General features: G+C 43.2%; 15 protein-coding genes. 11 read left to right on the forward strand and 4 right to left on the reverse strand.

Features of this window, described 5'->3' with window-relative positions; translation table 11 throughout:
* The first annotated feature begins 32 nt into the window (after window positions 1-32).
* Together BGP75_RS06435 and BGP75_RS06445 are read left to right on the forward strand one after the other, a co-directional pair.
* Window positions 33-614 (forward strand): GNAT family N-acetyltransferase, encoded by a 582-nt coding sequence (locus tag BGP75_RS06435; RefSeq protein ID WP_233152880.1) that lies wholly within the window; start codon window positions 33-35, stop codon window positions 612-614.
* A gap of 448 nt (window positions 615-1,062) precedes the next feature.
* The gene (locus tag BGP75_RS06445) at window positions 1,063-1,914 is read left to right on the forward strand and encodes a GNAT family N-acetyltransferase (protein WP_076716766.1); all 852 of its coding nucleotides are present in this window, start codon (window positions 1,063-1,065) and stop codon (window positions 1,912-1,914) included.
* A gap of 559 nt (window positions 1,915-2,473) precedes the next feature.
* Here BGP75_RS06445 and BGP75_RS06450 read toward each other — a convergent pair.
* The gene (locus tag BGP75_RS06450) at window positions 2,474-2,728 is read right to left on the reverse strand and encodes a Txe/YoeB family addiction module toxin (RefSeq protein ID WP_076716769.1); all 255 of its coding nucleotides are present in this window, start codon (window positions 2,726-2,728) and stop codon (window positions 2,474-2,476) included.
* Complete coding sequence (locus BGP75_RS06455; protein WP_076716772.1) at window positions 2,725-2,976, reverse strand: type II toxin-antitoxin system Phd/YefM family antitoxin; 252 nt, start codon at window positions 2,974-2,976, stop codon at window positions 2,725-2,727. Before BGP75_RS06455 ends, BGP75_RS06450 begins: the two co-directional genes overlap by 4 nt.
* A 173-nt stretch (window positions 2,977-3,149) precedes the next feature.
* Between BGP75_RS06455 and BGP75_RS06460 the strand changes: the two genes are divergently transcribed.
* The 7 genes from BGP75_RS06460 to BGP75_RS06490 all read left to right on the forward strand — a co-directional run bounded on the left by BGP75_RS06460 (window position 3,150) and on the right by BGP75_RS06490 (window position 7,576).
* Complete coding sequence (locus tag BGP75_RS06460; protein ID WP_076716775.1) at window positions 3,150-3,542, forward strand: DUF1428 domain-containing protein; 393 nt, start codon at window positions 3,150-3,152, stop codon at window positions 3,540-3,542.
* A 177-nt stretch (window positions 3,543-3,719) separates the two neighbouring features.
* Window positions 3,720-4,121: a hypothetical protein gene (locus BGP75_RS06465; RefSeq protein WP_076716777.1), complete on the forward strand. Its 402-nt coding sequence runs from the start codon at window positions 3,720-3,722 to the stop codon at window positions 4,119-4,121.
* 103 nt (window positions 4,122-4,224) lie between these two features.
* Entirely contained in the window at window positions 4,225-4,809 is a 585-nt protein-coding gene (locus tag BGP75_RS06470) for a class I SAM-dependent methyltransferase (protein WP_076716780.1), read from the forward strand.
* Between the two features lie 723 nt (window positions 4,810-5,532).
* Window positions 5,533-5,934, forward strand: a complete 402-nt coding sequence (fos, locus tag BGP75_RS06475) for a fosfomycin resistance glutathione transferase (protein WP_076716782.1) — start codon at window positions 5,533-5,535, stop codon at window positions 5,932-5,934.
* Between the two features lie 171 nt (window positions 5,935-6,105).
* Window positions 6,106-6,333: a hypothetical protein gene (locus BGP75_RS06480; protein WP_076716785.1), complete on the forward strand. Its 228-nt coding sequence runs from the start codon at window positions 6,106-6,108 to the stop codon at window positions 6,331-6,333.
* 187 nt (window positions 6,334-6,520) lie between these two features.
* Window positions 6,521-7,057 carry a GNAT family N-acetyltransferase gene (locus BGP75_RS06485; protein WP_076716788.1) on the forward strand — a complete coding sequence of 179 codons (537 nt, stop codon included), beginning with the start codon at window positions 6,521-6,523 and terminating at the stop codon, window positions 7,055-7,057.
* 120 nt (window positions 7,058-7,177) lie between these two features.
* On the forward strand, window positions 7,178-7,576 hold the full coding sequence (locus tag BGP75_RS06490) for a VOC family protein (protein ID WP_076716791.1): 399 nt from the start codon (window positions 7,178-7,180) through the stop codon (window positions 7,574-7,576).
* Between the two features lie 188 nt (window positions 7,577-7,764).
* Here BGP75_RS06490 and BGP75_RS06495 read toward each other — a convergent pair whose 3' ends face one another.
* Window positions 7,765-8,451: an aspartate/glutamate racemase family protein gene (locus tag BGP75_RS06495; RefSeq protein WP_076716794.1), complete on the reverse strand. Its 687-nt coding sequence runs from the start codon at window positions 8,449-8,451 to the stop codon at window positions 7,765-7,767.
* Window positions 8,452-8,600: 149 nt separating this feature from the next.
* The gene (locus BGP75_RS06500) at window positions 8,601-9,608 is read right to left on the reverse strand and encodes an NAD(P)-dependent alcohol dehydrogenase (RefSeq protein WP_076716796.1); all 1,008 of its coding nucleotides are present in this window, start codon (window positions 9,606-9,608) and stop codon (window positions 8,601-8,603) included.
* A gap of 122 nt (window positions 9,609-9,730) precedes the next feature.
* Between BGP75_RS06500 and BGP75_RS06505 the strand changes: the two genes are divergently transcribed.
* Both BGP75_RS06505 and BGP75_RS06510 read left to right on the forward strand, forming a co-directional pair.
* The gene (locus tag BGP75_RS06505; RefSeq protein ID WP_076716799.1) at window positions 9,731-10,627 is read left to right on the forward strand and encodes a LysR family transcriptional regulator; all 897 of its coding nucleotides are present in this window, start codon (window positions 9,731-9,733) and stop codon (window positions 10,625-10,627) included.
* A gap of 102 nt (window positions 10,628-10,729) precedes the next feature.
* Window positions 10,730-11,254, forward strand: coding sequence for a methylated-DNA--[protein]-cysteine S-methyltransferase (locus BGP75_RS06510; RefSeq protein ID WP_076716801.1), 525 nt, complete (start codon window positions 10,730-10,732; stop codon window positions 11,252-11,254).
* Window positions 11,255-11,293 lie beyond the last annotated feature (39 nt).

Here is an 11,293-nt window from a genome sequence, read left to right on the forward strand (position 1 = left end):
GAACACTGTGGTTCAGGAAGTAAAAGTTGAATGTGAACTATAGGCAAGGAAATAAAGGTGACTGCTGCCGCATCGCAGAGTTAGATCACATAGCTTCTGGTGGTGCTGTGGAATACCTGTTTCACGATTTGATACCCAACAAATCTGCTTTAGAGCTACTTTCTGACGGTCTGGAGCAAGACGTTTATTCGCATACTTTTCGTAGTTGTATTGTCGCGGAGTTCGATCAAAACATCATCGGAATGGCATTGTCCTATCCGGCACACTTGCATTGTATAACCGATGAGCTAACGAATTTTTTACCGGTGGATCGTTTAGAGAAATTCCATGAATTTTATTCCGCCAGAGTTGAAGGAAGCTATTTTCTGGATGCTATGTGCATTGATAAAGCGTACAGAGGGTTAGGGGTTGGAAAATCACTACTCGAACATACAAAATCGAAAGCGATTAGTGAAGGCTACAATGAACTAAGCCTTATCGTATTTTCCGACAATAGTCGCGCTATTAAGTTTTATAAAAGGCAAGGATTTAGGAGTCTTAGAAATATCAAATTAGAGCCACATAAACTTCTTCCTCATAATGGTGGTTGCTTACTAATGAAGGTGGAAATATAAATTAATATAATAAGATGCAGCAATCATGCTATTGATATTAAATAAAGGAGATAGTTTATGGGAATGGCTGGAATCAGTATTTGGCAATTGATAATTTTGCTTATAATCCTACTTCCAATAATCCACGTGATTCTGTCAAGTCGCTCACATGGAGGTGCTAAATTTGGATGGTTCTTGGCAGTCTTTATATTTTCATGGTTAGGGTATATTGTTTATTTAATAGTTACTCAGCCCGCTAAAGACTCCAGTGTTTAAAATACAGAAAATTTGACCATACTGGGCAGCGAGGCGCCAAACCGCTGCTTCGCCATTCCGCAATTTCTTGGTGTTCTCTGCTATAAGTCATAGCCTTTTAAAGGACTTGAGTGGATGCCGATAGAAGATGTTGCGGTAGGATTGCTTGTTGAGTGCTCACTTGACAAGTGCAGATATTTTTCTCGGAGTAAGAATGCAATATAAAAACTATACCATTAAGACAATGGATAAAAAGGATGTTGATATTGCCATTGAATGGGCGGCGCAGGAGGGTTGGAATCCGGGACTTCATGATGCCGATTGTTATTACACAGCAGATCCAACCGGTTTTCTAGTTGGGCTTCTTGATGGGGAACCCATCGCTACAATTTCTGCGATCAAATACGGCGAATATTTTGGATTCATCGGATTTTACATGGTCAAACCTGAATATCGTGGCAAAGGTTATGGTATTCAACTTTGGAAGGCTGGACTTAAATATCTTGAAGGGCGAAATATTGGCCTTGATGGGGTTATGGCCCAGCAGGACAATTACAAAAAATCCGGATTCAACTTAGCCTATAGAAATATAAGATATGAAGGGCAAGGTGGGGGCGATTTTCCTGAAAATGCGGATATTGTTGAACTGTCCTCTTTACCTTTTGAAACCATTGATATATGTGACCAACCGATGTTTCCTGCACACAGATCCCACTTTTTAAAATGCTGGATAAATCAACCTGATAGCTATGCTTTAGGCATAATGAAGAGCGGAATGTTGGCCGGTTATGGTGTTATTCGTGCGTGTCGGATGGGCTACAAGATAGGGCCCCTCTTAGCGGATAGTCCTGAGCTAGCCGAATTCCTGTTTCTGGCTCTAAAATCGAAAGTACAACCCTCGGTCCCTGTGTATCTTGACACGCCAGAAGTTAACCAGGCAGCAGTATCATTGGCAGAAAGCTACAATATGGACGTTTCGTTTGAAACAGCAAGAATGTATACGGGAGAAATGCCTGCATTGCCGTTCAACCGGCTATTTGGTGTAACGTCTTTTGAAATCGGGTAATCAAGGTGCAACAGATAAAAAACGAAAAACTGCCGGACACCCAGATATTGAAAGGTTTCTTCTCTGTACCCCTTACTATCGTTTCGTTGCCCGTTGTGTTCGTTGCGCTTTCTTGTGTAGTCGGTCAAAAGAATAGAGATTCGCCCGTGTTATTGGCCAGGTGTCTAGCCTGAAACGCTGTGCTGAGTGATTGGTCAGGGGTTGCCCAAAATCTTTACTTGTAGGAACACTTATTTGGATAAGTCTAAAGAAGCTGTTATTAGAAATTATTTATAAGATCAATTCCCTTGGGGTTTTAATGCTCTTGGCTCGCTTTTCCCGTTTCTGATACTTGCTTTGTCTCTGGATCCAAAGAACAAAGTAGTGCAATATCAAAGACATCTGAATGCGTAGATGAAGATACCGCGCACATCAATGCATAGAAACGCGCATGCGCAATGTCCCTAGAAAGGAGGCTGTAAGTGTTTGAAAAAATCCCTATTATTTCAAATCTTTATATGGATATTGACCGATTTAAGCGATCGACAAACCGAGCGGCTCGATATACAAGTGTTATGTGTCAGTAGTGGTATCGAAGCTGAGCAATGAGAATAGAGTCGTCAGAGACTTTGTACACGATTCTATGCTCATCATTGATGCGCCTCGACCAGTAGCCTGAAAGGGCATGTTTGAGAGGCTCGGGTTTACCTATACCTTCAAACGGCTCTCTTTTAATATCTTTGATCAAGGTGTTTACGCGATTGAGTAGCTTTTTGTCGGTTTTCTGCCAATACAGGTAATCTTCCCATGCTTTTTCAGCAAATATTAATTTCACTCAATCAGTTCCTTCTCGACACCCTGTCCGTCTTCCAATTCGGCCACTGCTTCAATCAGTCGGCGCATGTTTTTTGGGCTTCGCAAAAGGTATGCAGTCTCTTCAAGCGCTTGATAATCGGCCATGGAAATCATGACGACAGTACCTTCTCCTTTCCGGGTTATGGCCACTGGCGCGTGATCATTGCAAACCTGTTCCATCGTTTTGGCAAGGTTACTGCGGGCAGACGTATAGCTTATACTTTCCATTTTTCTAAACCTGTACATGTACAAAAATATGTACAAATTGTAGCTGCGCATAACAATCAGGTCAAGTATCGCCGCTTCGCGGCTAGGATCTCCGCAAACTGCGCTTGCTCCGGCCTTTTAATGCGACCTTATACGGCTTGACACAAAATTCAGTAACAAGATTGGAGGATAACGTGACACACTATATCGACGGGTTCATTCTTCCTGTGCCACGTGACCAACTACAGACGTATAGAGAAGTCGTTGAAAAGGTTGCGGAGATTTGGAAGGAACATGGTGCACTTGATTACTCAGAATATGTTGGCGACAACTCAAATTTGGAGGGCACTCGATCTTTCACTGATGTTGCGAACATAAAAGAGGATGAAGTCGTCATCTTTGGGTGGGTCTCATTCAAATCTCGTGAGGCGCGTGATCTTGCAAATAAAAGAGTTGCAGCCGATCCAAGGATGACGGATTTGATCAACCCACTGACTAATACATCGAGACCGATCTTTGATGCTGAACGGATGGTGTATGGCGGATTCCGGTCGCTCGTTCAATCATCCAATCAGAGCACTGTATAATAAGTGCTTGCACTCGACATTTTTCCGCTGTGCTCCAAACCAGCCGCAAACAATAGTGACTATGCATATATCAAAGCATTTACCCAGTGAGCGCTTAACAAGCGCTGGCAAGTGTGACAGTTTTAAGCACTGTTTCGCAGAAAAGTTGCCTCTTCCTGAGGCGCTAAGAGTCAAACCGTGGCGGTCATAGTTCTGAAAGCGATTGGGGTTTGGTTGGTAATAGTCATTACAGCAATCGTTAATGGACTGTTTCGTGAAAAATTTTTGGTCCCTGCGCTCGGGGCGGAATTTGCATTGCCGTTGAGTGGCGTACTATTGTCCGTTCTGGTGTTATGTGTATCGTTTGCGTTGGTATCCTTTCTCGATTCTTCGGAACCGGGAGTACTGCTTGCAACTGGCTTATTTTGGGTAACACTTACAGTTTGTTTTGAATTTTTATTTGGGTATTACGTTGTGGGAAAAACGTGGTCGGAGATAATGCAGGTATTTAATCCTCTCAAAGGGGATCTGTTCGTTCTAGCCATTTTTATAACTGCCCTCGCGCCCTGGTTGTCCGCCAAAGCAAGAGGGATTCTATGAGTGTAAAAGCGCTTAACCAGTCAAGGCAGGGGATGCAGCGCACCGCTGCTTGAATCCATAGACATTTATCTGATTTGGTCGCTTATCTATAGGGGTAGCAAAATTGAACAATGAATGGGACGAATATGCCGAAGGCTGGGATGCTGATGCCTCGGTGCAGCAATATGCCGATAATGCATTTGATGAACTATCTAAGCTCGTTGATCTTAATGACTTATCTGTCTTTGATTTTGGTTGTGGTACTGGTTCACTTGCCCAAATACTTAGCCCAAGAGTGAAGGATATTGTTGCCCTTGATGGCTCATCAGAAATGATAAATATTCTGAGTAAGAAGAAGCTAAGTAATGTATCCACTATTTCGGGATTTTTGACTCAAGACTTGATTGATAGTCATCCTCTTTTAACCAAGAAATTTGACCTAATTGTTGCGTCATCCGTTTGTGGTTTTTTGCCCGATTATGAAATAACTCTGGGACTGCTAAAGTCTCTTTTGAAAATTGGCGGTGTGTTTGTGCAGTGGGATTGGCTATCGAATGATGATACTTCTGATGTGGGGTTGTCTGAAACCAGAGTGGTTCGTGCTCTCAAGGAAAATAAATACATCGAGGTTCAAGTGAAAACGCCATTTGAAATGAGCAGTTTAAATGGCACCATGACAGTATTAATGGCGAGTGGTAAAAACGCCTGACACTCAGCAGCACATTTCTCGCAAGCGGCCTGGAATCGTCGCTTCGCTACTTACCTGTGTACCTGATGTTGAGGCTATCGGAAATCCCGACTCAGCGAGCAAGTATTGCTAATATAGTAGTGAAAACTGTGGATGCGAGACAGTCCTTAATTTGCTTAGCGGTTATGTTTTTACAATCTTTCTCTGACCCTGTTTTCCGCAGCAATTCCTTGCTTATTGGTTCAGTCTAAATGTGCTTATAAAACTATCTTTTTAAAAATCCCGCGCATCTTATTCAGCAGACTAAATGACAATCAATCATGATTCAGGGAAAAATTGAGCAAAAAATAATCTCAAATCCAGTATCAAAATCAAGGCCAGAGAGTAAGCATTTCTTTGGGGTGTTGAAGGTCATGGTGGATTAGTGGGTAGCAGAAAGAAGTTGGTTCATCATCAATTGCATTTTGCCAAAGTATTCAAAGAACGTATTTTTGATGTCAGTATGGCTTTACGGCAAGCTTGTCTGGGCTTAGATGTTAATTCTTTGTGGATAGGATATCAGCGGCCAGGATTTAGATTGTACCAGGAGCACGAGTATAGTGTTGGTCTTGAATATATTAGTTATAACAGGTTAAGGTGAGTCGGAATCGCTCTCGGTTTCGATGCTTAGAATACTATGCATAGGTTACAAAGCAGAGAGGATGAAGTGTAGCGGCTTCGGGTTCTGGATAAGAGGGATAGCTTTTGCTTGATGGTCTGAGTCATATTACCTTAGCCGTAAAAGATATAGATCGGTCTTTTGATTTCTATGTCAATCTACTGGAGATGAAACCCTGTGTCAGGTGGGATTACGGAGCATATTTGGTATTGGGTGATCTTTGGTTTTGTCTATCACTCGATGATGAAGTTGCAACAAGCACTGACTATACGCACATAGCCTTTGCAGTAGCGAAAGATAATTTTACCGACATTTCAGAAAGACTGTTGAATGCTGATGTTACCGTTTGGAAAGAAAATAAAAGCGAGGGAGATTCTTTGTATTTCCTTGATCCAGATGGTCATAAGTTAGAAGTTCATGCGGGAAGCCTTAGCAGCCGATTGGAAGCGTTGAAGAAAAAGTCCTACCCAGGACTGGTCTGGTGTTAAGGAAATAACAAGAGGCTCAGGAATTGTTTGTTTCTGACTGGATCCTGCGGGATTTTCGATTCTTAGTAGTCTAAATTATATTCTGGTTGGAGAGCTGATATGGATATTGACCGATTTCTCGGATCGACAAACCGAGCCTGTGTGGTACACAGATATCATGTGTAATCGCGTATGACTCCAGCAATTGAAAAACTAACCCAATTCTTAGTTGAGCTTGAAGCTAGCAAAGATTTTGGTTCTCTGGAAGAAGAAGTTGATCACATTGGTGTCATTAACCAGGTTCGTGACGCCATTGGCCAACTCAAGCTTTGCGAGAAGCATGGCATTACTGGTGGATCCTTAGTTAGTGTTTTACCAGAAACAGGTAATCCAAATTTTTGTTATCTGGTCGTACATTAGAACGAGTCATCTCAGCCTGAAAACTGGGAAGAGGTTAACTTAGAAGGTCAACAAATACAGTTCAGTGGTGGGGATCTTGTCATTCGCAAGTAGCCAACATATAACAATCGGGTCAAGTTTGGGATCTACGGTTCTCTATGTGCGCCTTCGATCCCTTACCCGCTGCGTCATGCACAGGGAGACATAGGTGCTATTATTTGAAACTGAGAGGTTGGTCGCACGGCCGCTATCGCTCAAAGATCTTCCAGCACTCACTGAAATTTTGAGTGACCCCGAAGTCATGAAATATTCTGTTCGCGGAGTTTGTGACGAAGAAGCTACCAGAAAGTTTATCGACTGGTGTATGGAGTGCTATTCATCCCACGGAGTAGGGCCATGGGCATTGTTGGAGAAAACATCGGGTGGCCTTATTGGCTTCTGTGGTGTTGGTCCCGAGTTGGTTGGTGACGTTGAGGAGATCAACCTGGGTTACCGGTTAGCGCGGAGGTTCTGGAATCAGGGATTTGCGACTGAAGCTGTCAACGGCGTTATGAATTATGCCTTTGATCAAAAGCACTGTGAGTCGGTGGTTGTTATCATTGAGCCAGAGCATATGGCGTCCGTAAGAGTTATTGAGAAAGCGGGGTTTGGAGACTACAGAACCCATGAATTTCATGGTCGGCCGGTGCGTCTATATCGAATAACCAGTCAAGACTGGGGACTGCATAACAGCCCTGGAGCCTAATGGCTATATAATTACTGTATTTTCCGACCATACCTCAGGTAAACCAATACAGGTTCAGCTTTGGCGTCTGTGAATACGGATTAGTCAACAAGAATGGACTAAGTTAAGAAAGGAGGCCTTATGAAAACAAAAGCACTGTCAACATGCTTCTGCACCACCAAAGTGGATTTATGCAAGGAATTTTATAGTAGATATTTTTCCGCTAAACCGGTGTTTGATTGCGGTTGGTATGTCACGATAAAAATAGATAGAGATGGGCCAGAAATAAGCTTTATTCAGCCGCAGCAAAAAGATACACCCGTATTTTCCGGGGCAGGTGTGATGCTTAACTTCAAGGTAGACGATGTGGATACTGAGTACACTCGTTTAACCGGTGAAGGCCTCCAGATTGCAATGCCCCTGGAAGATCACCCCTGGGGAGATAGAGGTTTTTCGATAATAGATCCCATTGGAAATTCCGTTTATGTGTACTCAGATAGAAAGCCATCAAAAGAATTTGAGCAATATGTCATCGGCTAACTGGTACGGATAAGTTGTGTGAAGTCATGACCTACTCCGTTTATTGTACGAGTCATTACTTATTTAAGTAATTGTCTCAGTGGGTTTTTATGATGAATTGATTTATGCGCTCAGAAATGGCCCAGATATGGAGGTTATAGGTAAATCTCTCCAATACGCACCTTTGTTCGTAACAAAAAGTTGTTGAACTAAGCCGCTCGTCGCAGAGCCTTTCGCGCCAGTAGCCTTGTAGAGTCCAGTGTCGGTAATGGAGAATTTTTATCGTCAATAATCAAGGGGATTTCAGTGCAGCCCAGAATGACGGCATCGCAGCCCTGATCTTTCTGGTTAGAGATAACCTGCTGAAAGTAGGAAACTGACTCAGCGTTAAACTTCCCATAGACCAGTTCATCCATGATGATGCGGTTTATTTCTTCGCATTCAACTGTATTGGGCCTGACATATTTCAGTCCTTGTCCGGTTAGTTTTTCCGGATAAGTTTCGCTTTCAACCAGCCAGCGGGTTCCTGTGAGACCGAGACACCTGAAGTTTCGATCAATGGCTTCTTCCGCAACCACCTCGGCAATGTGCAGCCAGGGAAGGGGTGAACGAGATTTGATATGGTTGAGTGCCTTGTGGATGGTGTTATCGGGACAGATTAAAAAGTCGGCTCCAGTCTGGGCAAGCTTGTTTGCAGAGGAGAGCATCAGTTCGCCGACCCCTGCCCAGTCATCTTGGTCGAGGCATTTCACATAATCTGCCAGTGAATGGGTATGCATTGATACTTCCGGGTGGGCGTGAGGCCCAAGAAGCTGCGCACCTTCCTCGCAGATTGTTCGATAGCAAAGAGCCGCTCCTCCTGCGGAGCAGGCGACAATACCTATGTGCTTTGGCATTTAGTGTTTATCCTTTTCTGGGCCTGGTATCCAGGTCTACTTTTTATTTATTGGGCGAAGATAAATCCAGGGATCGGCTCTCGGTTGTAAAATCAGAAGTTTTTGGAATCCTTCTGATTATTAGTTGGTGCCAAAAGCCGAAAATACAATTAAAGATTTACAGCTATTTTGCCAAAGTGGTTACCGCTTCCCTGATACTCAATGGCTTCGGCGAGATCTGAGAATTCAAATACCTTATCTATAACGGGTTTAGTCTGGCGGACCTCCATGGCTCTTAGCATCCGGGCGTGCATTGCTTTTGACCCCACCTCAACACCTTTAATATTGACCGCGTTATACATTATTTCTGCTGTATCAACATTACCGTCACACACACCTTGAATGGCTCCTATCTGTGCGATCGTACCGCCCGGCCTGATGCATTGAAGCGAGGTGTTCAGGTGGCTGCCTCCTACAACTTCTGCAATATGGTCAACGCCCAGGCCATTGGTTATTTGAAGAACCTGATCGACCCAGTCTGGGTTTGCAGCGTAATTAACAGTGTGATGTGCTCCAAGTCTTTTCACCTCCATAAGTTTCCTGTCATTGCTTGATGTCACAATCACCTCGGAGCCCATCATCAAAGCAAATTGCATGGCAAACAGTGAGACTCCTCCGGTACCTAGAATCAGAACAGTATTGCCGGGTTTTAAGTCAGACTTCTCGACTACGCCATTCCACGCGGTTAAAGCGGCACAAGGCAGTGTGGCTGCTTCCTGGTAGGATAGATAGTCTGGAATTTTAATCACTGCGGTTTCGTTGAATCGTACGTACTCGGCAGCAACCCCATCTGCACCGGGGCCGCCCGGAGAGCCCTGCAATTTGGCTGGGGTCATTTCCCCATCCTGCCAGTTTGGGACGATCAGGCTGCTTACCCGATCTCCGACTGCTAACTCAGTCACATCTTTACCTATAGCGACAACTTCACCTGCGCCATCTGCGACGGGAACCCGTCCATCCTCCTTTAGCTTCCAGCGGGTGATTCCGTTAACCACCAGGTGATCTCGGTGATTCAGAGCGAGGGCCTTCATTTTAACCAGAATCTGGTTGGAACCGCATTCAGGAACTTCCTGTTCTGTCATCAAAAGACTGTTTTTATGGATTTGATAAACTTTCATAATGAGTGATCCAAAGAGTGTTTGTAATAGGTCATGAGCAATAGGTTGTAGTTGTATCATCTTGACCAATGGTAATTAATGGCTCTAATATGGGTTTCTTAATTTCCTCAGGTGAAATAATCATGGCCCAGATCGACCGAATCTATCTCATGCAGTTGTTCGTTAAGATCATTCATCTGGGAACCTTCAGCGCAGCTGCTGACAAGATGGGCATTGCTGCTTCAAAGGCAACCAAGGACATTCAGCAACTGGAGAAGGATCTGGGCAGTGTTTTGTTGAATCGATCAACGCGATCAATCGGTATCACCAACGCGGGAGAGTTGTATTATGATGCTGCAATGGAAATATTGGCGTCCTATGATGGCCTGCTGGATAACTTAAATTATATTAAGAATCGCCTTACCGGTGAGTTGAGAATTACCGCGCCGGAGCTGTGGGGGAATATCGTTTTAACGCCTTTGGTCTTTGAGTTTAAGAAAAAATATCCTGATGTTTCTATCCGGGCAAGCTACAGTAACGATATTGTTGATTTAATTAGAGAAAATATCCATATTGCATTTCGTAGTACAAATTTGACTAATGAACCCTATTTGTCTAAAAGAATTTCAACAGATAGATCAGTACTATGCGCCAGTACAGAATATATAAAAAAAAATACTCTTCCAGAGCAGTTGAGTGATCTGGAAAAATTGGACTACATTACTTTCAGTCATTCTGAAAATACATACAATAGACTTGAGTTTGACTACCAAGGTAGTCTTCAGAGTATTACCCTGACTGGAAGCTTAACATTTAATTCTAAGAAATCAGTATATGATGCTGTAGTCCGGCATCAGGGGGCAGCAGTCCTTCCGAACTATATTGTACAGCAGGGTATTGAAGAGGGAACTCTTGTAACGTTGTTACCAGGTTATAGTCTCCAATCCAAGAATTTCTACGCATTCTATACTCAACGAAAGAAGGACAGTGCTTTAGTGGGAAAGTTCATAGATTTTGTCCAGAATAATGTGACTGATTAATGAGTGTTTGCAGGGTGGTCAGAATGAACTTGTTTAAAGAATATTTAAGCTATAATCTACAGCCGAGAATATTTAGTATTAACTAGGACAGAGAAAAATTAGATGGAATCAATTAATATTCAATATTATAAATCTCCATGTGGAAGTTTAATTCTTGGATCTTATCAGGATAAACTCTGTCTCTGTGACTGGCAGTATAGAAAAGCAAGGGATTCTGTTGATAACAGAATAAAAAAGAACCTGAAAGCCATTTATATAGAGAAAGAAAGTGCTGTGGTAGAAAGCACTATTAAGCAGTTAGAGGAATATTTTTCCTACAAAAGAAATCAATTTGATATTCCGTTGTACCTGGCTGGGACAGATTTTCAACGGAGCGTTTGGGAAGCATTATTAACGATCCCTTTTGGTGCCGTTTCCAGTTATGCACAACTGGCGGAAAAGCTCGGTAATAAGAAAGCAGTCAGAGCTGTTGCCAGTGCCAATGGGGCGAACGCTATCAGCATTCTGGTTCCTTGCCATCGCATCATCGGTAGCAATGGCGAACTGATTGGTTATGCGGGAGGTCTGAATGTCAAAGAAAAGTTACTTAACCTTGAGCGGGATTTGTTTTCCCGCAGCTCGGAATAAATATATCCCCGCCTTTTTTGGCTGACTGATAGGTGTTTC

Source organism: Motiliproteus sp. MSK22-1 (assembly GCF_001968815.1).
Lineage (GTDB): Bacteria > Pseudomonadota > Gammaproteobacteria > Pseudomonadales > Balneatricaceae > Motiliproteus.